Raw genomic sequence first — 23,286 nt, 5'->3', positions numbered from 1 at the left:
GGCCGCGGGTCTCCCGCTCGGCCGTGGCCTGGGAGACCCGTGGCCTGGCCTGCGCCTAGGCGGCGACCGTCTGGGCGCCGGTCATCAGCGCCACGGCGTCGGCCATGGAGTGCTGGCGCGGATCGATCACCGTCAGCCGGCGACCCAGGCGATGGATGTGGATGCGATCGGCGATCTCGAACACATGGGGCATGTTGTGGGAGATCAGCACGATGGCGATGCCGCGGGCGCGTACGTCGAGGATCAGCTCCAGCACCTTGCGCGACTCCTTCACCCCCAGCGCCGCGGTGGGTTCGTCGAGGATGATCACCTTGGAACCGAAGGCTGCCGCCCGGGCCACGGCCACGCCCTGGCGCTGACCGCCGGACAGGGTCTCCACCGCCTGGTTGATGTTCTGGATGGTCATCAAGCCCAGTTCGGAGAGCTTTTCCCGGGCGATGCGCTCCATTTCCTTGCGGTCCAGGGTGCGGCAGAGGGTGCCCAGCAGTCCCGGCTTGCGCAATTCGCGACCCAGGAAGAGGTTGTCGGCGATGGACAGCGCCGGCGACAGCGCCAGGTTCTGGTAGACCGTCTCGATGCCGGCCCGCCGCGCCGCGATGGGCGAGGCGAACTGCACCGGCTGGCCCTCGAAGCGGATCTCGCCCTCATCGGGCCGCAGGGCGCCGGAGATGGCCTTGATCAGCGAGGACTTGCCGGCGCCGTTGTCGCCGATCACGGCGAGGATCTCGCCGGGCAGCAGGTCGAAGTCGGCGTGGTCGAGGGCGGTGACGCGGCCATAGCGCTTCACCAGGCCACGGGCCATGAGCAGGGGTTCGGTAGTCATCAGCTGGCCGCCTTTCTGATCCATTGGTCGATAGCCACGGCCGCGATGATGAGCGTGCCGATCAGCAGATAGGTCCATTGCACGTCGGTGCCCAGCAGCCGCAGGCCGAGGGCGAAGACGCCGACGATCAGGGCGCCGAACAGCATGCCGAGGATGGAGCCGCGGCCGCCGAACAGCGAGATGCCGCCGATCACCACCGCGGTGATGGATTCGATGTTGGCGAACTGGCCGGCGGTGGGCGAGACCGAGCCGATGCGGCCGATCAGCACCCAGCCGGCGAAGGCGCAGATGAGCCCCGACAGCCCGTACACGGTGATCAGCATACGGCGGACGTTGACCCCGGCCAGCGCCGCGGCCTCGGGATCGTCGCCCACCGCATAGAGGTGGCGGCCCCAGGCGGTGTGGTTGAGCACGTACCAGAGCAGGGCGACCAGCACCACCAGGGCGATCACGCCATAGGTGAAGACCGCGCCACCCAGGCGGAAATTGTCGCCGAACACCTGCAGCAGCGGCGCGGTCGTGCCGATTTCCTGGGCGCGGATGGTCTCGTTGCGCGAGTAGAGGAAGTTGGCCGCGAGCACGATCTGCCACATGCCCAGGGTGACGATGAAGGGCGGCAGCTTGATGCGGGCGATCAGCCAGCCGTTGGCCATGCCGCACAGGGTGCCCACCGCCAGGCCGCAGAGGATCGACAGCTCCACCGGCAGGCCGTAGCGGAAGGTGAACTGGCCCATGACCACCGAGGACAGCACCATGATGGCGCCTACCGAGAGATCGATGCCGGCGGTGACCACCACCAGGGTCTGGGCGGCGCCGACGATGCCGGTGATGGCGACCTGCTGCAGGATCAGGGTGAGGGCGAAGGCGGAAAAGAACTTGCCACCCAGCAGGGCGCCGAAGATGCCCAGCGACAGCAGCAGCACCAGCAGCGAGACCGCCGAGGGGCGCGAATGCAGGAAGTGACGGAATTTGACCAGCGGGCTGCGTTCGTCACGGGCGAAGGAGGCGACCTCCGTGGCACTGTGCTTGAGCACCTGTTCGAAGGGCTGGCCGGAGGGGGAGGGCGAGGTCGGATCGCTCATGGCAATCTCCTGAGAGCGGGAAAGCGGCCGGGAGTCGATCGCCCGCGCCGGTGCGACGGGCGCTCAGGCGGGGCGATCGATCTTCTCTAGCCTGGACGAGAGGCCGTCAGCCCCAGCATTTCTGCAGGGCGGTCTTGCTATCGATGGACTGGATGCCGGGGACCGGCTTGTCCGTCACCAGCTTCACGCCGGTGTCGACGAAGCTCTTGCCTTCGGTGGGCGTCGGCTTCTTGCCGGTGTCGGCAAAGGTCTTGATCGCCTCGATGCCCAGCGCCGCCATCTGCAGCGGGTACTGCTGGGAGGTGGCGCCGATGACGCCGTCGGCGACGTTGTGCACGCCCGGGCAACCGCCGTCGATGGACACGATCAGCACGTCTTTCTCGCGACCCACGGCCTTGAGCGCCTCGTAGGCACCGGCGGCGGCCGGTTCGTTGATGGTGTGCACCACGTTGATGGTCGGGTCCTTCTGCAGCAGATTCTCCATCGCTGCGCGGCCGCCTTCCTCGTTGCCGTTGGTCACGTCGTGGCCGACGATGCGCGGATCGGTCTCGTCGCCGATGCGGCTCTGATCCTTGGGGTCGATGCCGAAGCCGAGCATGAAGCCCTGGTCGCGCAGGACGTCCACCGAGGGCTGGGAGGCGTTCAGGTCGAGAAAGGCCACCCGGGCGTCCTTGGCCTTGTCACCCAGGGTTTCCCGCGCCCACTGGCCGATCAGCTTGCCGGCCAGCAGGTTGTCGGTGGCGAAGGTCATGTCGGCGGCGCTCACCGGATCCAGCGGGGTGTCCAGGGCGATCACCAGCAGACCGGCTTCACGCGCCTTCTGCAGATTCGGCACGATGCCCTTGGTGTCCGAGGCGGTGATGAGGATGCCCTTGGCGCCGTCGGCGATGCAGGTCTCGATGGCGGCCACCTGGCTTTCGCTGTCGCCGTCGATCTTGCCGGCGTAGGCCTTGAGCGTCACCCCCAGCTCCTTGGCCTTGGCGGTGGCGCCTTCCTTCATCTTCACGAAGAAGGGATTGGTATCGGTCTTGGTGATAAGGCAGGCGGACACGGGGGCTGCCTGGGCGGTGCCGCTGGCGAGGGCAGCAGCCAACAGGCAACCGGCGAAGGACGCGAGGGAGACGGTTCTTTTCATTGTTGTGCGCTCAGGTTCGGAGACAGGAACGCGACCGGCAGGGCGCCGGTCGCGGTGGAGCTGTTACCACCACTGCTCGACTTGGAAGCCGATGTTGGAGCCGTGCAGGTCGTTGCCGAAGTTGCCGGTGCTCGACAGCGCGGAGCCGGCGTCGAAGTCATCGGCGGCCTGCTGGGCGGCCCGGTTCCAGGCGGCATAGGTGTAGAACAGGCGGAATTCGGGACGGGTCTTGAATTCCGGACCCTTGGGCGACCAGGTCGGTGCCAGGGTCAGCTTGGTCAGCTTGCGGGTGCCGCCGGGCGCCTGCACCTGGTCATGACCCAGTTCGGTGGAGAACTTGAACTGGTCGGTGATGCCGTACACCAGACGGCCGCCCAGCGAGGTCCAGCGCAGGTCGTTGCCGTTCGGACGCTCGTCCTTCTGGTAGACCGCGGCGACCTGACCACCCCAGTAGCGGCTGATCTGCCAGTCGAAGAAGTCCACCACGCGGTAGGAGACGTCCGAACTGCTCAGGGTCGGATCGCCGGTGCTGCCCAGGGCGGTGCCCGGGCCCTGGCCGCGCTGCACGGCAAAGGTGTTCACGCCACCCCAGCCCATGAAGTTGGCCTGCTTGTGCTGCAACGTCACCGCGATGCCGCTGTTGGCATTGGGCTGGTTGGTGGGCTTGTCCAGGTAGCTGACGCCGATTTCCAGCGAGCCGTTCGGATTGGTGTTGAAGCCGGCGACGTTGAAGTCGAAGCGGTTCTGGAAGTCCTTCTGGTTCTGGTTGTCCTTGCGCGAGAAGGCCACGCTGTATTTCAGGCCGCCGATGTTGACGTCCTCGATACCGCCGCCGGTGGCGCTCTGGTTCCAGTAGAAGAAGTCGGAGATGTGGATGTCGTTCCGCTTGTAGTAGCGGCGACCGGCCCAGACGTTACCGCCGTTCAGTGCGGCGACGTTGTTCCAGTAGGCATAGGCCTGGGGCAGGCGAACCTGGCCGTTGTCACCATTGAAGGTCGGCGTGCGATCGTACTGGTTGTAGAGGCTGGCCATGCCGAAGACGCCCACGGCGGAGCCATCGTCCAGGGTCAGGAAGTCCTGCTTGGCGGCGAATTCACCGTACTGTTCGCATTCGTTGCCCAGACGATACTTGGACTGGGCGCCCTGCAGCTTGAAGCAGCGCATCGAATTGGAACCGGAGGAGTCTCCCAGGCCGGCGCGGAAATAGCCGGTGGTTTCGAAGGCGTGTGCCGCGGGGATCAGGAGGAGGGTGCTCATCAAGGACGCGACCGAAACCCTGGCCAGGGGGATAGCCTTTTTCTTATTCATTTATGTTCCCTATTTATTGTTGTGGTGTAACTCAGTGCCTGGCCAGCACCCGATCCGCCGTGCTCGAGCGGAAGATCGCTATAGGTGTGACCATTGGAAACCAACCTGACTACAAACTTATCGCTGAATCAATTCAGCGGCAGACGGAGGGTAGCCTTTGATCACTCAACGGCCTAGCGGCTCGATTACAGCGATGTGTGAGCTGAATCACAAGCTGTGCTTCTACAAAAATAGCAAGCCAAGCAACTGTGGAACCCCTCTGGAATGGGGTCATGGCGAGGAGTTCTCCTGCTGAAGAAACGGCAGGCGAAGCGGAGAGGAACGCACGCAGGCGGAGGGGCGAAATAGAGCGGGGAAGGCAGGAGGGAAGGTGGAACGGAGCGTCCGGGGGACGGCGGATGCCGTCGCCCGGAGCCCGCGATATCAGCCCAGCAGGGCCTTGTCGCGCACGCCGCCCTTGTCGGCACTGGTGGCCAGCAGGGCATAGGCCTTGAGCGCGGTGGTCACGCGGCGGGCACGGGGTTGTGCCGGCTTCCAGCCCAGCTTGTCCTGCTCGATGCGGCGGTGGGACAGCTCTTCGTCGCTCACCAGCAGGTTGATGCTGCGCTGGGGAATGTCGATGAGCACCTTGTCGCCGTCCCGCACCAGGCCGATGGCACCGCCCGCCGCGGCTTCCGGCGAGGCATGGCCGATGGACAGGCCCGAGGTGCCGCCGGAGAAACGACCGTCGGTGAGCAGGGCGCATTGCTTGCCCAGGCCCTTGGACTTCAGGTAGCTGGTGGGGTAGAGCATCTCCTGCATGCCCGGACCGCCCTTGGGCCCTTCGTAGCGGATGATGACGATGTCGCCGGCCTTCACCTCGTCGGCGAGGATGCCGCGCACCGCGGCGTCCTGGCTTTCGAAGACCTTGGCATTGCCCTCGAACACATGGATGGATTCATCCACGCCGGCGGTCTTCACCACGCAGCCGTCCAGGGCGATGTTGCCGTAGAGCACGGCCAGACCGCCTTCCTGGGAGTAGGCGTGCGCGACACTGCGGATGCAGCCCTCGGCGCGGTCGTCGTCCAGGGTGTCGTAGCGAGTCGCCTGGCTGAAGGCTTCCTGGGTCGGGATACCGGCGGGACCGGCGCGGAAGAAGGTCTTCACCGCCTCGTCCTGGGTCAGGGTGATGTCCCACTGCTCGATGGCGTCGCCCAGGGTCTGGCTGTGCACGGTGGGCAGGTCGGTATGCAGGAGACCGCCGCGCGCCAGTTCGCCGAGGATGCTGAAGATGCCCCCGGCGCGGTGCACGTCTTCCATGTGGTACTTCTGGATGTTAGGCGCCACCTTGCACAGCTGCGGCACCTTGCGCGACAGGGCATCGATGTCGCGCAGGTCGAAGTCCACCTCGGCTTCCTGGGCGGCGGCCAGCAGGTGCAGGATGGTGTTGGTCGAGCCGCCCATGGCGATGTCCAGGGTCATGGCGTTCTCGAAGGCCGCATGGCAGGCGATGTTGCGCGGCAGCGCCGACTCGTCGTTTTCCTGGTAGTAGCGGCGGCACAGGTCGACGATGGTGCGGCCGGCCTGCAGGAACAGCTCCTTGCGGTCGGCGTGGGTGGCCAGGGTCGAGCCGTTGCCGGGCAGGGCCAGGCCGAGGGCCTCGACCAGGCAGTTCATGGAGTTGGCGGTGAACATGCCCGAGCAGCTGCCACAGGTGGGACAGGCGCTGCGTTCGTATTCGGCGACCTTCTCGTCGCTGGCCGAGCTGTCGGCGGCGATGACCATGGCGTCCACCAGGTCCAGGCCGTGGCTGGCCAGCTTGGTCTTGCCGGCTTCCATGGGGCCGCCGGAGACGAACACCACCGGGATGTTCAGGCGCAGGGCGGCCATCAGCATGCCGGGGGTGATCTTGTCGCAGTTGGAGATGCACACCAGGGCATCGGCGCAGTGGGCATTCACCATGTATTCCACGGCGTCGGCGATGATCTCGCGACTGGGCAGCGAATAGAGCATGCCATCGTGACCCATGGCGATGCCGTCGTCCACGGCGATGGTGTTGAATTCCTTGGCCACGCCGCCGGCCTTCTCGATCTCCCGGGCGACCAGCTGGCCGAGGTCCTTGAGGTGGACATGGCCCGGCACGAACTGGGTAAAGGAGTTGGCGATGGCGATGATGGGCTTCTTGAAGTCTTCGTCCTTCATCCCGGTGGCGCGCCAGAGCGCCCGGGCGCCAGCCATGTTGCGGCCCTGGGTGGAGGTTTTCGAGCGATAGTCAGGCATGAAGCGTCTCTCCGAGGCGGCTTTCTAGATCACGGTTCTGGTCATCGTGAGCGCAGACGAGGCACGGTGCAAACGCGGAGTGACGGTTGCCGGGCCGGAGGGCGGCCACGCCATGCGGGATCTCCGCAGGGGGTGCCAGGGCTCACGAACCCGCCGGAGGATGCTGGCGGAGGGGAATTTGGATCATACACCCGGGCGCCAGCACTGCACAGCAGGCCGGCGCCGGACGGATCAGGGCGCTTCCTGTTCGCCGTCGGGGGCATCTTCCAGGTATTCGTCCATGGGCTCCTGGCCGGCCAGGGTCTTGAGACTCAGGTCCACGGCTTCGGGCAGGGTGATGTCGACGCGCTGCTTGTCGCTGCCTTCCAGCGAGGACTCGTAGCTCAGCGCATGGCGCAGGTGGCCGTTCTCGAGGATGGCGCCAACACTGGCCAGCTGGGCAGCGGCCGGGGCCAGGCGCTCGAGGGCGGCCTTAGGCCAGGTGGCCTCGACGGTCGCGTTGCAGGTATAGAAGCCCGCTTCGCCGCTGTCCGAGGGCTCTTCCTGGGTCTTGATGTCGACCAGCGAGACCTGACCGGCTTCCAGCGCGGGCTGGCCGGCGGCGATGTCGTCCGCATAGATCTCGTTGATGGTCTGGGCGTATTGCTGACGGACCAGCTCGGCGGTCTTGGCCGCATCGCAACTGTAGTCATAGCCACCGCAGCCAGTCAGGGAAAGCACCGCAGCTGTGAGTATGAGGTGACGTCTGGACATGCCTGAATTCCTTGGAACGATGGGTAGAGCCTGGCGGCGCTGGCCGCGCCTGCGTCGATCCACAGTGCAGGAGGTTGGCGCAGCGATCGGGGATGGCGAGGGCCCATGGTGCTGCCGCTCGCCCATCCTGTCCATCAGACGCCGCCAGCGTCCTTCAGGACACCCGGCCTGGCCGGCCGGTCAGCGCCCGGCTCAGGCGCGGTCGGCGCTTTCGCAGGTCTCGAAGTCCTTGCTGTCGACACGGTTCATGCTGTCGAAGCCGATCGAATAGACCTGCTCCTTGCCGTCCTTGTTGAGCACATAGTTGTTGCAGGTGCCGGGACGGAACTTGCGGGTGTAGGTGCTCGACGGGGTACCGCCGATGCGCAGCACGTCAGCCTTGCTCATGCCCTTGTCCACCTGCTTCACCAGCGGTTGCTCGCGAAATTCGACGCGGCCCACGGTGTAGTCGGCGGTGTTCTTCACCGAGGCGCAGCCCGCCAGCACGGTGCCAGCCAGCAGCGCGGTCGCGACAGCAATCTTCTTGTTCATGGTGTGATCCCTTCAAAGGCGGAAGTGCCTGACACTTCGACGATGGCGGCGCCGATAAATTCGCTCTCCGTCGCACTTCTCGCTGTTTGCCACTTTGACGGACCGGCCGCTGGCCCCGGCAAGTGACTGTATCTAAAGCTGATTCTGCAAACGAACGCTATGCCCCCGTTTTCTAAGGATTATTTTGTCCGAACGGCAGTTGACAGAGGCCAGGCGGCAGGCGATCTTTAGCGTTATGTTGTAACTTCCCAGCCGTTTCTCGTTTCTCGCGAGGACCTCATGAATCGCCGTCGTCTGCTCAATCTGATCCTGGCTGGCATGACCTTGCCCGTCGGGTTGCCGGCGTTTGCCGCCCGGCAGCAACTCAAGGGCGCCCGGGCCTGGCAGGATGCCGACAAGCTCCGCCTGGTCTTCGATCTCACCGGACCGGTGCGCTACAAGACCTTCACCCTGGTCGCGCCGGATCGCATCATTCTCGATCTCGCCGATACCCAGGCCCCCGCGGTGCTCAACCACCTCGCCCTGCAGGGGTCGCCGGTGCGGGCCGTGCGCAGCGCTCACTATGGCGCCCAGGACACCCGGGTGGTGCTGGAGCTGGCCCATCCGGTGGAGGTGGAAAGCTTCATCCTCGGTCCGGGCGAGGGCGCGGCCAATCGCCTGGTGCTCGATCTCAAGCGGGCCGGGGCGCCGGTGGTGGCTGCACGCAAGCCGGCCGATGCCGAGCCGCCACTTGAGGTCAAGCGCGGCAAGGGCCTGGCCACGGGTCGCGACATCATGGTGGTGGTCGATGCCGGTCACGGCGGCAAGGACCCGGGTGCGCTGAGCGCCCGGGGTGACCGCGAAAAGGACATCGCCCTGATCGTGGCGCAGAATCTGGCGCGCCGCATCAACCTGCAGAAGGGCTTCAAGGCCAAGCTGGTGCGCAACGACGACTTCTTCGTGCCGCTGCGCAAGCGCGTCGAGGTCGCCCGCAGCTACAACGCCGACATGTTCGTCTCAGTGCATGCCGATGCCGCGCCGCGCCGCACCGCCTACGGGGCCTCGGTCTACGCCCTGTCCGAGGGGGGAGCGACGTCCACCACGGCGCGCTTCCTGGCCGACAGCGAGAACAACGTCGACCTGATCGGCGCCAACGAGATTCTCAAGGGACGCGATCCCATGCTCGCCGGCGTGCTGCTGGACATGTCGATGAACGCCACCATCTCGTCGAGCCTGGACCTGGGCCACAAGGTGCTGGGGCAATTGTCGAGCATCACCAACCTGCACCAGAAACGAGTGGAGCAGGCGGGCTTCGCTGTGCTCAAATCGCCGGATATCCCCTCGATCCTGGTCGAGACGGGGTTCATTTCCAATGATCGCGACTGCCGGCGCCTACTCGACAGTCGCCACCAGAAGCAGCTGGCCGATTCGATCTTTGCCGGCCTGCATGGCTATTTCCAGGAGCGTCCCCCGCTGGGCACCTACCTGGCCAGCCTCAAGAACACCCAAGGAGTGACATGAGTTTGCAAGACAAGGCGCGTCGTTACTGGCGCGTGGTGGTGCTGGTGATAGGCGCGCTCTGTATCGTGGCCGGATTGATCGGCTACGGTCAGGGCGGGCGCGGCAAGCAGGGCAGTGCCCAGGAAGGCTTCGTCAACAAGGTCTGGCAGATCAAGACCAGCAACAGCATCGAGCCGGGGATGCTCTACGTCTTCCTCAGCGACGGCACCCTGGTGATGGCGTCGCCGAGCAGCCAGCCCTCCCTGGGGCGCTGGACGCGCACCGAAAAGGGCCTGAACATGATCGAGGAAGGCATCACCTATCCCACGGAAATCCTCAGCCTCAGCCGCGACGAATTCCGTATCCGCAGTCTCAATCCCGGTGATCCGGTGGAGCTGCAGCTGGCCCCCGCGGCGCACTGAGGCGCCTTCAGGCGTCGTCGGAGTAGCGCTGCTCCTGCCAGGGATCGCCGCGGTCGTGATAGCCGCGCATCTCCCAGAAGCCAGGGGTGTCGCCGACCCGGAAGTCGATGCGCCTGAGCCACTTGGCGCTCTTCCACAGATAGAGATGCGGGATCAGGGCCCGTACCGGTCCCCCGTGTTCGGCCGTCAGCGGCTGGCCTTCCCAGCTGTGCACCAGCATGGCGCCGGGCGCGGCGAAATCGGCCAGCGGCAGATTGGTGATGTAACCGTCGTAGCTATGCAGGAGCACATGGGTGGCCTCGTCCCGCGGCTGCACCTCGTCGAGCAATTCGTCTATCGGCAGACCGATCCAGCGATTGTCATAGCGTGACCAGGTGGTGACGCAATGCATGTCGCTGATGGCCTCGCGGGTCGCCCGCGCGGCAAAGGTCTCCCAGTTCCAGCGCAGCGTCTTGCGCACCGCGCCGGTCACCGCCAGTTGCCAGCGCTCCCGGCTGACCTCCGGGCGTACGCCCAGGTCCAGGACCGGCCAGTTGCTGACGCGGTGCTGGCCAGGCGGCAGGCGCTCGCTTTCCGGGCGCGCACCCTGGCCGCTGAGGAAGCGTCCCTCCTGGGCCCAGCGCTCCTTGGAACGGGTCAGCTTGCTTGGCTCGTCGCTCATCGATGGATCCTCTTCACAGGTCTCGGGCTGCTGACCGCCATGCTGGCCTTTCGTCGGCACAGGCCGAACCCAGACGGCGTCTTGCGTCTCCTATCCTGCAGGCACTCAGAGAGCGGCCTCTTGATTCTTAACCTGCCGGAGAACCACCATGGTAGATGCAACCCAGATCAAAGAGCATGCGGAAGTTGTCGGTTCGGACGGCCAGCACGTGGGCACCGTCGACCATATGGAAGGCGCCGATCGCATCAAGCTGACCAAGCGCGATCAGGATGCCGATGGCAAGCATCACTACATTCCGCTGAGCTGGGTCCAGTCGGTGGAGGGCAGCCAGGTACGCCTGTCCAAGACTCGCGACGAGGCCGAAAGCGAGTGGCAGGCCGCCTAAGGCACGCCGCCCAATAAAAAGCCCCGCATCAGCGGGGCTTTTTATTGGGCGGCGAATACCGGTCAGTTGATGTATTCGAACAGCTTGACGATGCGCTGCACGCCCGAGACGCTCTGGATCAGCTGCACGGCATGGGCGCCTTCCTGCTGGGTCACCAGACCCAGGAGATAGACGATGCCGTTCTCCGTGACCACCTTGATGCGCGAGCCGGGGATGTCTTCGTCAGCGAACATCTGGGTCTTGATACGGGTGGTCAGCCAGGAATCGTTGCTGCGCGCCAGCAGCGAGGAATTGCCGGTCACCTGCAGTTCGTTGTGCACCGTCTTGACCCGCTGCACGCTGCGCACGGCCTGTTCGGCCTGGGCCTTGAGATCGGCACGCGGCGTCTGGCCGGCGATCAGCACCACGCCGTTGTAGCTCACCACCACGATGTGCGAGCTGGCCAGATCGGCATTGGCCTTGGAGATGTTGACCGAGGCCTTGGTCTCGATCAGGGCGTCGTCCACGGTGCTGCCCAGGGTGCGGGTGCCGCGGTTGTCGTCGATGGGCTTGTCACGGCTGGCGGTGACCACGTTGCTGCAGCCGACGACCGCAAAGGACAGCGCCAGGATGGCGAGCAGGGGAGCCTTCTTCATTCTTCGCTTCCAAAGAGTTGCTGATCGATCTGGTCGCACAGGCAGTGGATCACCAGCAGGTGCACTTCCTGGATGCGGGCGGTGACCTTGGCCGGCACGCGAATCTCGACGTCTTCGGGCAGCAGCAGGGAGGCCATGCCGCCGCCGTCGCGGCCGGTGAGGGCGACCACGGTCATCTCGCGGTCGTGGGCAGCCTGGATCGCCTGGATCACGTTGGCGGAATTGCCGCTGGTGGAGATGGCCAGGAGGATGTCGCCCGGCTGACCCAGGGCGCGGATCTGCTTGGAGAACACCTCGTTGTAGCTGTAGTCGTTGGCGATTGAGGTCAGCGTCGAGGTGTCGGTGGTCAGGGCCAGGGCCGGCAGGCTGGGGCGCTCGCGCTCGAAGCGATTCAGCAGTTCCGAGGAGAAGTGCTGGGCGTCGCCGGCGGAGCCGCCATTGCCGCAGGTGAGAATCTTGCCTTCGTTGAGCAGGGCCGCAACCATGACCTGGCTGGCCAGATCGATATGCGGAATCAGGACTTCCATGGCCTGACGCTTGGTTTCGATGCTGTCCCGGAAGAGCTTCTGGATGCGGGCGTGGGTGTCCATCGCGATATCTTTGACCTGTGCTGTGGAGGGCCTCAGGCGTCGAAGGCCTGTTTGATCCATTCGAGTGCCTGAGGGGATGCGTCGGCCCCGGGGCCGATCGCGATCACGTCGAAACGACAGGGCCGCTTGGCCCAGCGCGCTTCGGATTGCAGAAAGAGGGCGGCGCTGTTGACCAGTCGCTGCCGCTTGCGGGCATCTATGCTTTCCGCGGCGCCGCCCCAGGCGGTGTGCCTGCGGGCGCGTACCTCGACGAATACTACTGTATCGCCGTCGAGCATGACCAGATCGAGCTCGCCGCCTTGCCAGCGCCAGTTGCGGGCGATCAGCCGCAGGCCGCGCGTCTGCAGGAACTGCAGGGCGCGATCCTCGGCTTGCCTGCCGCGCTGGAGATGCGGCGCCTGCTTCACGGGGTGCTGAGCGAGGCCGGCACGCTGGTGGTCGGCAGCGGCGTATTGTTGGCCGGCAGTGGCTGAGCCACGCCGTTGCGGAATTCCGCCCAGGGCAGGTGCCGCACCACGCGCTGGTCGGGCGCCACGCTCAGATTGCCGGACAGGCCGGGCAACTCGGAGTTGGGCAGGGCCTTGAGCTGCTGCAGGTGCAGCGCCAGCAGGTAGGCGTCGGCGCCCATGGCGTAGAGGCGACCGATGCTGGTGCCGGCCTGCGGCCACTGGGCGGTGATCTTGGCGCGCAGCGGATTGCTCGGCTCGAGCAGCCAGGGGGTTTCGCAGAACAGGATGCCGTTGAGATCCTGGTTCACGCCGGGTTCGTTGACGCCACTGTTGAGGTTGGAGGTGGCGTACACCGGCAGGTCGCGGGCGTTCTGGTAGACCAGGATCGGCTTGATCTGGCGGGCCTGGGCCGGGGTCGAGGCGAGGAAGATGAAGTCCATGCCCTGGCGCATCTGCAACAGGCTGGTGATGCGGTTGGCGATCTCGACCGGTTGGCCGATGCGCTCGGCGGCGACCAGGCGACCGCCCAGTTGCTGCCACTCGTTCTGGAAGGCGGCCAGCACGCGGGCACCCCAGTCACCCTGGGGCACCATGGCGCCGGCACTGCGCTTGCCGTCGGCCCAGGCGCGACGCGCGGCTTCGCGGGCCTCGTCCTCGGCGGCCAGGCCGAACTGGAAGAGTTGCGGCGGCTGGGCGCCCTGGCTGTCGCCATAGTTCAGCGCCAGGGTATTGATCGGCAGTTGCGGGCGATCGCCCAGCTGCTTGACGAAGTTCTTCTCCAGCGGGCCGACCACCAGCTGGATGCCGGCGGCCTGGGCCTGGCGGTAGAAGGCGTCCAGCGAACCCATCTGGGTGCTGTCGTAGACGGTCACGGCCGGGGCGCTCTGGCCGGCGGCCAGGGCTTCGTAGCGGGCGGCCATGAAGCCGTCCTGCAGCGCGCGCGAGACGCCGGCGAGCTGACCCTGCAGGGGCAGCAGCAGGGCGACGCGACTGAGCGGTTCCCGCGCCAGGGTCTTCAGGCGCTCCAGGTCATCGGGCAGATTGCGCGCGGCGGGATGGCCGGGGTTCTGCTTCTGCCATTCCTCGATGGCGGCGAGCTGCTGATCCAGCGCCAGGTTGCCGCGGGTGATGGCGGCCAGCGCCAGCCAGCCATTGAGATCGGCGTCCTTCACGCTCTGGCGCAACTGCGCGTCCGGCAGGTTGGTCACCAGTTGCCAGATCTGCTCGCGGTTGTCATGGGCGGCATCGCCGTCCAGCAGCGGACCGAGGAAGATGCGTTCTTGGGCGGCGGCGAGCGGCTGGCCGTTGGCGGCCTGGGCCTCGGCCTTGGTCAGGCCGCTGCGGATCTGCTGCTGGGCCGGCAGTTCGCCCAGTTGGGCGAAGCTCGGGTGGTCGAAGCGCTTGAGCGCCTGGGCCGGCTGCTTGTCGAGCAGGTCGAGCTGGGCCAGCAGGGTCTGGGCGAACATCTGCTGTGCCGGCTTGAGGCCTTCGAAATTGATGGAGCCCAGGATCTGCCGCGCTTCGCGGGAATTCTGCTGGGCATAGGCCTTGTCGGCGGCGGTCAGGCGCAGCAGATTGGCCTGCTCGGACTGACTGGAGCCGGCCTGGTTCAGCAGCTGCTCGATGCTGGCCTGGCTGGACTGGGGCAGGTCGCCGAGGGAGTTGTTGACGGGCGAGCTGCTGCAGGCGGCGAGCAGGGCGAAGGCGGTGGCGCAGAGCAGCGGACGCAGGCGGAACTTCATGCTGTGGTTCCTGAGCAAATGTCTGGAAAGGGGGTGATTGTCTCACAGCACCCAAGCGCTGCGAACGCCGAGGGCGAGAGCGGCGTACACTGTTGGGCTATTTCCAGTCCGTCAGGTTTCATCATGATTTCGCCGGGTACTCTTTATGTGGTTGCCACGCCCATCGGCAACCTGGACGACATCACCGCCCGCGCGCTCAAGGTCCTGCGCGAAGTGGCCCTGATCGCCGCCGAAGACACCCGTCATTCGGCGCGCCTGCTGCGCCATTTCGGCATCGAGACGTCGCTCGCGGCCTGTCACGATCACAACGAGCGCGATGCCGGTGGCCGCTTCATCACCCGGCTGCTGGCGGGGGAAGACGTCGCCCTGATCTCCGATGCGGGCACGCCGCTGATTTCCGATCCGGGCTTCCACCTGGTGCGCGCGGCGCGCGCCCAGGGCATCCGGGTCTCGCCGATTCCCGGCGCTTGCGCCCTGGTCGCGGCGCTGTCGGCAGCCGGTCTGCCCTCGGATCGCTTCAGCTTCGAAGGTTTCCTGCCGGCCAAGGCGGTAGGCCGGCAGGGACGCCTGGCGGCGCTGCGCGAAGACCCGCGCACCCTCATCTTCTACGAGGCGCCCCATCGACTCGAGGATTGCGTGGCCGACATGGTGACCACTTTCGGGCCTGAGCGGCACATCGTCCTCGGTCGCGAATTGACCAAGACCTTCGAGACCCTGCGCGGCCTGCCCGCTGGCGAGCTGCTGGCCTGGATTCGCGCGGATCTGGATCAGCAGCGCGGCGAGTGCGTGCTGCTGGTGGGCGGCTGGGCGGCGCCGGAGGACGCGGAGGTCGATGCCGAGACTCTGCGCATCCTTGATCTCTTGCTGGCCGAGTTGCCGATCAAGCGCGCCGCCGCGGTGGCCGCCCAGATCACCGGCGCACGCAAGAACCAGCTCTATCAGCTGGCCCTGGAGCGCAAGGGCGAACCGGGCTGAGTCAGGGTGAATTAGTGGGCATCTTTCCTTGTTATCCGCCCCCAGTCTCTATACCCTTGCGCCGCGAGAGCCGACCGGGCAGTCGCTGTCGTGATCCGCAAGGGTTGCGAGGGAGGAAAGTCCGGGCTCCATAGGGCGAGGTGCCAGGTAACGCCTGGGAGGCGTGAGCCTACGGAAAGTGCCACAGAAAATAACCGCCTAAGCGCGCAAGCGCCGGTAAGGGTGAAAAGGTGCGGTAAGAGCGCACCGCACGGCTGGCAACAGTTCGTGGCTAGGTAAACCCCACCTGGAGCAAGACCAAATAGGAATCCATAGGCGTGGCCCGCGCTGGATTCGGGTAGGTCGCTAGAGGCAATCAGCGATGGTTGTCCCAGAGGAATGACTGTCCTCGACAGAACCCGGCTTACAGGTCGGCTCTCGCACCCCCTCCCTCCTGGGCCTCTGCGCCCGGGGTCTGCGACCTCTTCTTAAGACATCACTTTAATCAATTGAGCCAATCAATTGACTTCATTTCCGTTTGTCGGAAATCAATGTCGTTCGTCCTGGCCGTGAACTCGTGCAATTTGCTCGAAATCCGCGTCCCACGCGGCCTGGCTACCCCCTCGCTTACCTTGACTGAAACCGGCCCTCCTCAATATAGTGGCGGCCGGTGGTACGAAGTGGGGCGAAGTGGGATTTAATGGCAAGGACAGCCTATTAGAGGACGCGAAATTGTTCCGGGGAGCGAACGCCATCAGTCTCGACGCCAAGGGGCGCGCCGCGATGCCGAGCCGGTATCGTGACGAGCTGCTGGAGCGTTGTGCCGGCCAGCTCATCGTGACGATCGATGCCGTCGACCCCTGCCTTTGCGTCTATCCACTCCCGGAATGGGAAATCATCGAAAGCAAGCTGCGGCAGTTGCCCTCGCTACGTGAGGAGACTCGCCGCTTGCAGCGCTTGCTGATCGGCAATGCGGTGGATCTGGAACTCGACGGCAGTGGCCGTTTCCTGGTTCCGCCGCGCCTGCGTGAATACGCCAAGCTGGACCGCCGCGTGATGCTGGTCGGTCAGCTCAACAAGTTCCAGTTATGGGATGAGGACGCCTGGAGTGCCGTGTGCGACGCGGATCTCCTGGCGATTAAGGAACCCGGCGGTATGCCGGATGAAATGCGCGATTTGATCCTGTGACCATGAACCCAGTCTTCCACCACGTCTCCGTTCTCCTGGACGAGGCCGTACAGGCATTGGCGATCCAGCCGGCCGGCCGTTATCTGGACGGCACCTTCGGCCGCGGCGGACACAGCCGGGCCGTGCTGCGCCTGCTGGGTGGAGAGGGGCGGCTGCTGGGCTTCGACAAGGATCCCCAGGCGATCGCCGCGGGCCAGGCCCTGGCCGCGGAAGACCCGCGCTTCGAGATCGTCCAGCGCAGCTTCGCCGAACTGGGCGATGAACTCGTCAGCCGTGGCTGGTCCGGCCAGGTCGATGGCGTGCTGCTGGACCTGGGCGTATCCTCGCCCCAGCTCGACGATCCCGAGCGCGGTTTCAGCTTCATGCAGGACGGTCCCCTGGACATGCGCATGGATCCGAGTCGGGGGCAGAGCGCCGCCGCCTGGATCGCCACGGCGCCCGAGGCCGACATCGCCCAGGTGTTCAAGGAATTCGGCGAAGAGCGTTTCGCCAAGCGCATGGCGCGCGCCGTGGTGCAGCGCCGTGAAGTCCAGCCCTTCGAACGTACCGGCGACCTGGCCAAGGTGCTTACCGAGGCCAATCCGGCCTGGGAAAAGGGCAAGCATCCGGCTACCCGCGCCTTCCAGGGACTGCGTATCTACATCAATCGCGAACTGAGCGATCTGGAGCAGGGCCTGCAGGCGGCCTACGAGCAGCTGGCCGTGGGTGGCCGGCTGGTGGTGATCAGCTTCCACTCGCTGGAAGACCGCATCGTCAAGCAATTCATGCGCCGACTGGCCAAGGGCGAGGCCGACCAGCTGCCACGCGACCTGCCGATCCGCGCCACGGTCTTCGAACCCTCGCTGCGCCTGCTGGGCAAGCCGGTCTATGCCGGCGAAGCCGAACTGGCCGCCAATCCCCGCGCCCGCAGCGCCGTGATGCGCGTTGCCGAGAAGCTGAAATGAGCCGGCTCTTCGTCAAGAAACTGCCCCTGGGCAGCAGCGTCATGCTGATTCTGTTCGCCGGCGTACTGCTGTCGGCGGTAGCCGTGGCCTACAGCGCCCACTGGAATCGCCAGCTGCTCAATACCCTCTATGGCGAGATGGCCATCCGCGACAAGGCTCAGGCCGAATACGGTCGACTGCTGCTGGAACAGAGCACCTGGACCGCCCACAGTCGCGTCGAGGCCCTGGCCAGCGGCCAATTGCAGATGCGCATTCCCGACCCGGCCGAAATCCGGATGGTCAATCCGTGAAAGGCCTGATCGCGCGCCTGCCATGGCGCTTCAGCCTCATTATCGGGCTGTTGCTGGTCATGGTCGGCACCATCATCTGGCGCATCGTCGATCTGCACGTGATCGACCGGGCCTTTCTGAAGGGGCAGGGCGATGCGCGCAGCGTGCGCACCATTCCCATTCCCGCGCACCGCGGCCTGATCACCGACCGCAACGGCGAGCCCCTGGCCGTGAGTACGCCGGTCACCACGCTGTGGATCAATCCCAAGGAACTGCTGGGCGCCGAGGATCGCTGGGCGACCCTGGCCGATGCCGTCGGCCAGCCGCGAGCGGAACTGGCCAAGCGCATCGAGCAAAACGCCAGCAAGGAATTCCTCTACCTGGCCCGCGGCCTCACGCCCGAGCAGGGCGATGCGGTGATGACCCAGGTCAAGGCGCACAAGATTCCCGGTGTCTACGACATCGAGGAATTTCGGCGTTTCTACCCGGCGGGTGAGGTGGCGGCCCATGTGGTCGGCTTCACCGACATCGACGATCACGGGCGCGAAGGTATCGAGCTGGCCTTCAACGAGTGGCTGTCCGGCGTGCCGGGTCGTCGCCAGGTGGTCAAGGATCGCCGCGGTCGGCTGATCCGCGATGTCCAGGTCGCCAAGAACGCCAAGCCGGGCAATACCCTGGCACTGTCCATCGACCTGCGGCTGCAGTATCTCGCCGCGCGCGAACTGCGCAATGCCCTGACCCAGTTCGAAGCCGAGGCCGGCAGCCTCACCATCGTCGACGTCAAGACCGGCGAGGTCCTGGCGATGGTCAACATGCCCACCTACAACCCCAACAATCGTCGCAGTCTGGAACCGGCCGCCATGCGCAACCGGGCGATGATCGACGTCATGGAACCCGGCTCGGTGATGAAGCCGATCTCCATGACCGCGGCGCTCGCCAGCGGCCGCTGGAAGCCGACCGACAAGGTCAACGTCTATCCGGGTTCGCTGCAGATCGGTCGCTACACCATCAAGGACGTCTCCCACAGCGACGGCGCCCTGGACCTGACCGGCATCCTCATCAAGTCCAGCAACGTCGGCATGAGCAAGATCGCCTTCGACGTCGGTGGCGAGAACATCTACAACGCCATGCGCGCCGTGGGCCTCGGCCAGGACACCGGTCTGGGCTTTCCCGGCGAGCGGGTCGGCAATCTGCCCAACCATCGCACCTGGCGCCCGGCCGAGACCGCGACCCTGTCCTATGGCTATGGCCTGGCGGTGACCGCAGTGCAGCTGGCCCACGCCTATTCGGTGCTGGCCAACGACGGTCGCTCCGTGCCGCTGTCCATGGTGCGCCTGGACAAGGCCCCGGCCAGCGACCAGGCGGTGGAAGAACGCGTTGCCAAGACCCTGCAGGGCATGCTGCAGCAGGTCGTGGAAGCCCCGGGCGGCGCCTTCCGCGCCCAGGTGCCGGGCTACCACGTCGCCGGCAAGAGCGGTACCGCGCGCAAGACCAGCACCGGCACCCGTGGCTATGCCGAGAATTCCTATCGCTCGCTGTTCGCCGGCTTCGGCCCGACCAGCAATCCGCGCCTGGCCGCGGTGGTGGTGATCGATCGTCCGAGCAAGGGCGGCTACTACGGTGGCGTGGTCTCGGCGCCGGTATTCAGCCGCGTGATGTCCGGCGCCCTGCGCCTGATGAACATCCAGCCGGACAACCTCCAGCCGCTGCCCGTGCAGCAGGCCCAGGCCGGCAAGCCGCTGCTGGTCGGGGAGCGTGATCGATGAGCCGCCTGCTGACCGACCTCCTGCCTGAAGCTGCCACTGCCGTCGACATCGGCGGTCTGGCACTGGACAGTCGCGAAGTCCGCCCGGGCTCGCTGTTCCTCGCCATTCCCGGTCTGCACAGCGACGGCCGTGCCCATGTCGCCAGCGCCGCCGAACGAGGCGCCGCGGCCATCGCCTATGAGGCGAAGGACGCCCCCGCGCTGCCGGCCCTGGACATCCCCCTGGTCGCCGTCGAGGGCCTTGCCGCAAGGCTTTCTGCCATTGCCGGTCGTTTCCATGACGAGCCCAGTCGGCGCCTGGCCCTGGTCGGCGTCACCGGAACCAATGGCAAGACCAGTGTCAGCCAGCTGATCGCCCAGGCCTGCGATCTGCTCGGTCAGCGTTGCGGCATCGTCGGCACCCTGGGTAGCGGCTTTCATGGCGCCCTCGCCGAAGGCCGCCACACCACCCCGGATGCCCTCAGGCTGCAGGCGACCCTGGCGGAACTGGCCGAGGACGGCGCCGCTACCGTGGCCATGGAAGTCTCTTCCCATGGCCTGGCCCAGGGTCGGGTGGCGGCGCTGGCCTTCAAGGTCGCGGTTTTCACCAACCTGTCCCGCGATCACCTCGATTACCACGGCACCATGGCCGCCTATGGCGAAGCCAAGGCCCAGCTGTTCGCCTGGCCGGGGCTCGGCACCCGCGTCCTCAATCTGGATGACGCCTTTGGCCGCGAGCTGGCGGCTCGCCCAAGCCCGGCCGCGACCCTGACCTACAGCCTGAGCGATCCGACGGCCAGCCTCCATTGCCAGGCCATCCACTTCGACGACCACGGCGTGCGCGCCCAGCTGGTCACCGCCCAGGGCGCCGGCGAGCTGCGCAGCCAGCTGATCGGGCGCTTCAACCTGAGCAACCTGCTGGCCGCCATCGGTGCCCTGCTGGGTCTCGGTCATTCGCTGGCCGACATCCTCGCCATCCTCCCGCAGCTGCAGGGTCCGGCCGGACGCATGCAGCGCCTGGGTGGTGCCGGGCGACCGCTGGTGGTGGTGGACTACGCCCACACCCCCGATGCCCTGGACAAGGTGCTCACCGCCCTGCGGCCCCATGTCGGTGCCGAGGGGCGCCTGGTCTGCGTGTTCGGCTGTGGCGGCGATCGCGATCGCGGCAAGCGGCCGGAGATGGCCGCGGTGGCCGAGCGCCTGGCCGATCAGGTGGTGGTGACCGACGACAACCCCCGTACCGAGGATCCGGCCGCCATCGTTGCCGACATCCGCGCCGGCTTCGCGCATCCCGAACAGGTGAGCTTCGCCGGCCGGCGCGAAGCGGCCATCGCCCAGGCCGTGGCCGCGGCGACCGCCCAGGACATCGTGGTGCTGGCCGGCAAGGGCCATGAGCCCTACCAGGAAATCGCCGGTGTCCGTCATCCCTTTTCCGATCTCGACCAGGCCGAGCGGGCCCTGACCGCCTGGGAGCGACAGCATGCTTAGAACCTTTACCCTCACCGAAGTGGCCGAGGCCCTGACCGGCAACCTGCTGGGCGCCGATGCCCTGTTCGACGGCGTCGGTACCGACAGCCGCAAGGCCGTGGCCGGGCAGCTCTTCGTGGCCCTGACCGGGCCGCGCTTCGATGGTCATGCCTATCTGGCCGACGTCGCCGCTCAGGGCGCCGCGGCTGCCCTGGTGGAGCGGGCCGTGCCCGAGGTCCAGCTGCCCCAACTGGTGGTCGCCGATACCCGCCTGGCGCTGGGTCGCCTGGGCGCCTTCAATCGTGACCTGTTCCAGGGCAGGCTCGCCGCCGTGACCGGCTCCAGTGGCAAGACTACGGTCAAGGAGCTGCTCGCCGCCATCCTGCGTCAGCAGGGCGCCACCCTGGCTACCCAGGGCAATCTGAACAACGACCTCGGCGCGCCCCTGACCCTGCTGCAACTGGCCGCCGAGCACGCCTATGGCGTCATCGAGCTGGGTGCTTCGCATGTCGGCGACATTGCCTACACCGTGAGCCTGACACGCCCGGATGTCGTTATCATTACCAACGCCGGCCAGGCCCATGTGGGCGAATTCGGCGGCGTCGATCGTATCGTCGAAGCCAAGGGCGAGATCATCGAAGGCGTGGCCGAGGCGGGCACCGTGGTGCTCAACCGCGACGACGCCGCCTTCGAGACCTGGCAGCGCCGCGCGGCCGGTCGCACCGTCGTCGCCTTCGGCCTGGACGCCCGCGCCGATGTCCGCGCCAGTCAGGTGACCCTGGACGCCCAGGGCCGCCCGAGCTTCCTCCTGCACACCGCCCAGGGCGAGGCGCCGGTCACCCTGCAACTGCTGGGTGCCCACAACGTCGGCAATGCCCTGGCCGCCGCGGCCGCAGCCCTCAGCCTGGGGCTGGAACTGGCCACCGTCGCCCGTGGCCTCGCCGCCGCGGCACCGGTCCAGGGCCGCACCCTGACCCGCACCAGCCAGCGCGGTGCCCAGGTCATCGACGACAGCTACAACGCCAACCCCGCGTCGGTGAAGGCCGGGATCGACCTGCTGGCGGCCCTGCCGGGCCGTCGGGTGGTGGTCCTGGGTGACATCGCCGAGCTGGGCGAGTGGACCGAGCAGGGCCATCGCGAGGTAGGCGAGCACGCCCGCGGCAAAGTGGATGCCTTCTACAGCGTCGGTCCTTCGATGGCCCATGCGGCCCGCGCCTATGGCGCCAAGGCCCGGCATTTCGCCGATCGCGAACACCTGATCGAGGCCCTGGCGGACGAGGACCGGGCCGGAACCACCCTGCTGATCAAGGGATCCCGCAGCGCCGCGATGGACAAGGTCGTCGCCGCGCTCTGCGCTATCAACACCGAGGAGAAACACTGATGCTGCTGCTGTTGGCGGAGTTCCTGCAACAGTTCTACAAGGGCTTCGCCGTCTTCCAATACCTCAGCCTGCGCGGCATTCTGGGCGTTCTGACCGCCCTGTTGCTGTCGTTGTGGCTCGGCCCCTGGATGATCCGCACCCTGCAGATCCGCCAGATCGGCCAGGCCGTGCGCAACGATGGCCCCCAGTCGCACCTGTCCAAGTCCGGCACCCCCACCATGGGCGGCGCCCTGATCCTGACCACCATCGGCATCAGCACCCTGCTGTGGGCCGATCTGCACAACCGTTACGTCTGGACCGTGCTGGCGGTGACCTTCCTGTTCGGCGCCATCGGCTGGGTCGACGACTATCGCAAGGTGATCGAGAAGAATTCCCGTGGTCTGCCCAGTCGCTGGAAGTACTTCTGGCAATCGGTATTCGGCCTGGGGGCGGCGATCTTCCTCTATGTCACGGCCAAGGCGCCGATCGAAACCACGCTGATCCTGCCGCTGCTGAAGAACATCGAAATCCCGCTGGGGATTTTCTTCGTTGTGCTGACCTACTTCGTCATCGTCGGCTCCAGCAACGCGGTCAACCTCACCGACGGTCTCGACGGCCTGGCGATCATGCCCACCGTGATGGTCGGCGGTGCCCTGGGCATCTTCTGCTACCTGTCGGGCAACGTGAAATTCGCCGACTACCTGCTGATTCCCTATGTGGAAGGCTCCGGCGAACTGATCGTCTTCTGCGGCGCCCTGATCGGCGCGGGCCTGGGCTTTCTCTGGTTCAACACCTATCCGGCCATGGTCTTCATGGGTGACGTCGGCGCCCTGGCGCTGGGCGCCGCCCTGGGCACCATCGCCGTGATCGTCCGCCAGGAAGTGGTGCTGTTCATCATGGGTGGCGTCTTCGTCATGGAGACCCTCTCGGTGGTCATCCAGGTCGCCTCCTTTAAGCTGACCGGCAAGCGCGTCTTCCGCATGGCGCCGATCCACCACCATTTCGAATTGAAGGGCTGGCCCGAACCGCGGGTCATCGTGCGCTTCTGGATCATCACCGTGATCCTGGTGCTGTTCGGTCTCGCCACCCTGAAACTGAGGTAATCG

Annotated in this window: 23 protein-coding genes and 1 other RNA gene; 12 read left to right on the top strand and 12 right to left on the bottom strand. The window is 66.2% G+C overall.

What is annotated here, in order from left to right; all coding sequences use genetic code 11:
• Positions 1–55: 55 nt before the first annotated feature.
• From FHR73_RS17080 to osmE, 7 genes are all read right to left on the bottom strand, one after another.
• Positions 56–823, bottom strand: coding sequence for an ATP-binding cassette domain-containing protein (locus FHR73_RS17080; protein ID WP_042137188.1), 768 nt, complete (start codon positions 821–823; stop codon positions 56–58).
• Positions 823–1,905: an ABC transporter permease gene (locus tag FHR73_RS17075; RefSeq protein WP_183632892.1), complete on the bottom strand. Its 1,083-nt coding sequence runs from the start codon at positions 1,903–1,905 to the stop codon at positions 823–825. The genes FHR73_RS17080 and FHR73_RS17075 overlap by 1 nt, the downstream gene beginning before the upstream one ends.
• A 106-nt stretch (positions 1,906–2,011) precedes the next feature.
• Positions 2,012–3,040 carry a sugar ABC transporter substrate-binding protein gene (locus FHR73_RS17070; protein ID WP_007162077.1) on the bottom strand — a complete coding sequence of 343 codons (1,029 nt, stop codon included), beginning with the start codon at positions 3,038–3,040 and terminating at the stop codon, positions 2,012–2,014.
• Positions 3,041–3,103: 63 nt separating this feature from the next.
• Positions 3,104–4,297, bottom strand: a complete 1,194-nt coding sequence (locus FHR73_RS17065) for a carbohydrate porin (protein ID WP_183632891.1) — start codon at positions 4,295–4,297, stop codon at positions 3,104–3,106.
• A gap of 474 nt (positions 4,298–4,771) precedes the next feature.
• Positions 4,772–6,607, bottom strand: coding sequence for a dihydroxy-acid dehydratase (gene ilvD / locus FHR73_RS17060; protein WP_183632890.1), 1,836 nt, complete (start codon positions 6,605–6,607; stop codon positions 4,772–4,774).
• 231 nt (positions 6,608–6,838) lie between these two features.
• Positions 6,839–7,360 carry a hypothetical protein gene (locus FHR73_RS17055; protein WP_132832850.1) on the bottom strand — a complete coding sequence of 174 codons (522 nt, stop codon included), beginning with the start codon at positions 7,358–7,360 and terminating at the stop codon, positions 6,839–6,841.
• Between the two features lie 192 nt (positions 7,361–7,552).
• Entirely contained in the window at positions 7,553–7,891 is a 339-nt protein-coding gene (gene osmE / locus FHR73_RS17050; RefSeq protein WP_183632887.1) for an osmotically-inducible lipoprotein OsmE, read from the bottom strand.
• Between the two features lie 279 nt (positions 7,892–8,170).
• Between osmE and FHR73_RS17045 the strand changes: the two genes are divergently transcribed.
• Complete coding sequence (locus FHR73_RS17045; RefSeq protein WP_183632885.1) at positions 8,171–9,391, top strand: N-acetylmuramoyl-L-alanine amidase; 1,221 nt, start codon at positions 8,171–8,173, stop codon at positions 9,389–9,391.
• Positions 9,388–9,792 (top strand): hypothetical protein, encoded by a 405-nt coding sequence (locus tag FHR73_RS17040; protein WP_183632883.1) that lies wholly within the window; start codon positions 9,388–9,390, stop codon positions 9,790–9,792. Before FHR73_RS17045 ends, FHR73_RS17040 begins: the two co-directional genes overlap by 4 nt.
• Positions 9,793–9,799: 7 nt before the next feature.
• Here the strand turns inward: FHR73_RS17040 and FHR73_RS17035 are convergent, their stop codons facing one another.
• Positions 9,800–10,453, bottom strand: coding sequence for a sulfite oxidase-like oxidoreductase (locus FHR73_RS17035; RefSeq protein WP_183632880.1), 654 nt, complete (start codon positions 10,451–10,453; stop codon positions 9,800–9,802).
• Between the two features lie 148 nt (positions 10,454–10,601).
• Here FHR73_RS17035 and FHR73_RS17030 point away from each other — a divergent pair, with 148 nt between their 5' ends.
• Complete coding sequence (locus FHR73_RS17030) at positions 10,602–10,838, top strand: DUF2171 domain-containing protein (protein WP_017640721.1); 237 nt, start codon at positions 10,602–10,604, stop codon at positions 10,836–10,838.
• Positions 10,839–10,900: 62 nt separating this feature from the next.
• Here FHR73_RS17030 and FHR73_RS17025 read toward each other — a convergent pair whose 3' ends face one another.
• From FHR73_RS17025 to FHR73_RS17010, 4 genes are read right to left on the bottom strand one after another with little or no spacing between them, the layout of a single operon-like run.
• Complete coding sequence (locus FHR73_RS17025) at positions 10,901–11,473, bottom strand: BON domain-containing protein (protein WP_183632878.1); 573 nt, start codon at positions 11,471–11,473, stop codon at positions 10,901–10,903.
• On the bottom strand, positions 11,470–12,063 hold the full coding sequence (locus FHR73_RS17020; RefSeq protein WP_007162067.1) for a phosphoheptose isomerase: 594 nt from the start codon (positions 12,061–12,063) through the stop codon (positions 11,470–11,472). Before FHR73_RS17020 ends, FHR73_RS17025 begins: the two co-directional genes overlap by 4 nt.
• Positions 12,064–12,095: 32 nt before the next feature.
• Positions 12,096–12,470, bottom strand: coding sequence for a YraN family protein (locus tag FHR73_RS17015; protein ID WP_183632876.1), 375 nt, complete (start codon positions 12,468–12,470; stop codon positions 12,096–12,098).
• Positions 12,467–14,254, bottom strand: coding sequence for a penicillin-binding protein activator (locus FHR73_RS17010; RefSeq protein ID WP_183632874.1), 1,788 nt, complete (start codon positions 14,252–14,254; stop codon positions 12,467–12,469). Before FHR73_RS17010 ends, FHR73_RS17015 begins: the two co-directional genes overlap by 4 nt.
• A 123-nt stretch (positions 14,255–14,377) precedes the next feature.
• Here FHR73_RS17010 and rsmI point away from each other — a divergent pair, with 123 nt between their 5' ends.
• From rsmI to mraY, 9 genes are all read left to right on the top strand, one after another.
• A complete protein-coding gene (rsmI, locus tag FHR73_RS17005; protein WP_183632872.1) occupies positions 14,378–15,229 on the top strand; it encodes a 16S rRNA (cytidine(1402)-2'-O)-methyltransferase in 852 nt (283 codons plus the stop codon).
• A gap of 66 nt (positions 15,230–15,295) precedes the next feature.
• Positions 15,296–15,651, top strand: an RNA gene (rnpB, locus tag FHR73_RS17000) — RNase P RNA component class A.
• Positions 15,652–15,940: 289 nt separating this feature from the next.
• Complete coding sequence (mraZ, locus tag FHR73_RS16995) at positions 15,941–16,396, top strand: division/cell wall cluster transcriptional repressor MraZ (RefSeq protein WP_007162063.1); 456 nt, start codon at positions 15,941–15,943, stop codon at positions 16,394–16,396.
• Positions 16,397–16,398: 2 nt separating this feature from the next.
• Positions 16,399–17,340: a 16S rRNA (cytosine(1402)-N(4))-methyltransferase RsmH gene (gene rsmH, locus FHR73_RS16990; protein ID WP_183632870.1), complete on the top strand. Its 942-nt coding sequence runs from the start codon at positions 16,399–16,401 to the stop codon at positions 17,338–17,340.
• On the top strand, positions 17,337–17,630 hold the full coding sequence (ftsL, locus tag FHR73_RS16985; protein ID WP_183632869.1) for a cell division protein FtsL: 294 nt from the start codon (positions 17,337–17,339) through the stop codon (positions 17,628–17,630). Before rsmH ends, ftsL begins: the two co-directional genes overlap by 4 nt.
• Positions 17,631–17,689: 59 nt before the next feature.
• On the top strand, positions 17,690–19,375 hold the full coding sequence (locus FHR73_RS16980; protein WP_409258696.1) for a peptidoglycan D,D-transpeptidase FtsI family protein: 1,686 nt from the start codon (positions 17,690–17,692) through the stop codon (positions 19,373–19,375).
• On the top strand, positions 19,372–20,841 hold the full coding sequence (locus tag FHR73_RS16975; protein WP_183632867.1) for a UDP-N-acetylmuramoyl-L-alanyl-D-glutamate--2,6-diaminopimelate ligase: 1,470 nt from the start codon (positions 19,372–19,374) through the stop codon (positions 20,839–20,841). The genes FHR73_RS16980 and FHR73_RS16975 overlap by 4 nt, the downstream gene beginning before the upstream one ends.
• Positions 20,834–22,201, top strand: coding sequence for a UDP-N-acetylmuramoyl-tripeptide--D-alanyl-D-alanine ligase (gene murF, locus FHR73_RS16970; protein WP_183632866.1), 1,368 nt, complete (start codon positions 20,834–20,836; stop codon positions 22,199–22,201). Before FHR73_RS16975 ends, murF begins: the two co-directional genes overlap by 8 nt.
• Positions 22,201–23,283 carry a phospho-N-acetylmuramoyl-pentapeptide-transferase gene (mraY, locus tag FHR73_RS16965; protein ID WP_007162057.1) on the top strand — a complete coding sequence of 361 codons (1,083 nt, stop codon included), beginning with the start codon at positions 22,201–22,203 and terminating at the stop codon, positions 23,281–23,283. The genes murF and mraY overlap by 1 nt, the downstream gene beginning before the upstream one ends.
• Positions 23,284–23,286 lie beyond the last annotated feature (3 nt).

The sequence above is a fragment of the Pseudomonas sp. AS2.8 genome (genome assembly GCF_014190935.1).
Taxonomy (GTDB): Bacteria; Pseudomonadota; Gammaproteobacteria; order Pseudomonadales; family Pseudomonadaceae; genus Chryseomonas.
The sequence above is the reverse complement of the archived record's forward strand: the minus strand, read 5'-3'. Positions and strand labels throughout refer to the sequence as shown.

Bases quoted from the DNA above. Each gene is read 5' to 3' on its own strand.
- FHR73_RS17070 (WP_007162077.1), bottom strand. From the start codon at position 3,040: ATGAAAAGAACCGTCTCCCTCGCGTCCTTCGCCGGTTGCCTGTTGGCT.
- murF (WP_183632866.1), top strand. From the start codon at position 20,834: ATGCTTAGAACCTTTACCCTCACCGAAGTGGCCGAGGCCCTGACCGGC.
- FHR73_RS17035 (WP_183632880.1), bottom strand. From the start codon at position 10,453: ATGAGCGACGAGCCAAGCAAGCTGACCCGTTCCAAGGAGCGCTGGGCC.
- ftsL (WP_183632869.1), top strand. From the start codon at position 17,337: ATGAGCCGGCTCTTCGTCAAGAAACTGCCCCTGGGCAGCAGCGTCATG.
- FHR73_RS17075 (WP_183632892.1), bottom strand. From the start codon at position 1,905: ATGAGCGATCCGACCTCGCCCTCCCCCTCCGGCCAGCCCTTCGAACAG.
- ilvD (WP_183632890.1), bottom strand. From the start codon at position 6,607: ATGCCTGACTATCGCTCGAAAACCTCCACCCAGGGCCGCAACATGGCT.
- FHR73_RS17065 (WP_183632891.1), bottom strand. From the start codon at position 4,297: ATGAGCACCCTCCTCCTGATCCCCGCGGCACACGCCTTCGAAACCACC.
- FHR73_RS17020 (WP_007162067.1), bottom strand. From the start codon at position 12,063: ATGGACACCCACGCCCGCATCCAGAAGCTCTTCCGGGACAGCATCGAA.
- osmE (WP_183632887.1), bottom strand. From the start codon at position 7,891: ATGAACAAGAAGATTGCTGTCGCGACCGCGCTGCTGGCTGGCACCGTG.
- FHR73_RS17055 (WP_132832850.1), bottom strand. From the start codon at position 7,360: ATGTCCAGACGTCACCTCATACTCACAGCTGCGGTGCTTTCCCTGACT.
- FHR73_RS17080 (WP_042137188.1), bottom strand. From the start codon at position 823: ATGACTACCGAACCCCTGCTCATGGCCCGTGGCCTGGTGAAGCGCTAT.
- FHR73_RS17010 (WP_183632874.1), bottom strand. From the start codon at position 14,254: ATGAAGTTCCGCCTGCGTCCGCTGCTCTGCGCCACCGCCTTCGCCCTG.
- rsmH (WP_183632870.1), top strand. From the start codon at position 16,399: ATGAACCCAGTCTTCCACCACGTCTCCGTTCTCCTGGACGAGGCCGTA.
- FHR73_RS17030 (WP_017640721.1), top strand. From the start codon at position 10,602: ATGGTAGATGCAACCCAGATCAAAGAGCATGCGGAAGTTGTCGGTTCG.
- FHR73_RS17045 (WP_183632885.1), top strand. From the start codon at position 8,171: ATGAATCGCCGTCGTCTGCTCAATCTGATCCTGGCTGGCATGACCTTG.
- mraY (WP_007162057.1), top strand. From the start codon at position 22,201: ATGCTGCTGCTGTTGGCGGAGTTCCTGCAACAGTTCTACAAGGGCTTC.
- FHR73_RS17040 (WP_183632883.1), top strand. From the start codon at position 9,388: ATGAGTTTGCAAGACAAGGCGCGTCGTTACTGGCGCGTGGTGGTGCTG.
- FHR73_RS16980 (WP_409258696.1), top strand. From the start codon at position 17,690: ATGGTCGGCACCATCATCTGGCGCATCGTCGATCTGCACGTGATCGAC.
- rsmI (WP_183632872.1), top strand. From the start codon at position 14,378: ATGATTTCGCCGGGTACTCTTTATGTGGTTGCCACGCCCATCGGCAAC.
- FHR73_RS16975 (WP_183632867.1), top strand. From the start codon at position 19,372: ATGAGCCGCCTGCTGACCGACCTCCTGCCTGAAGCTGCCACTGCCGTC.
- FHR73_RS17025 (WP_183632878.1), bottom strand. From the start codon at position 11,473: ATGAAGAAGGCTCCCCTGCTCGCCATCCTGGCGCTGTCCTTTGCGGTC.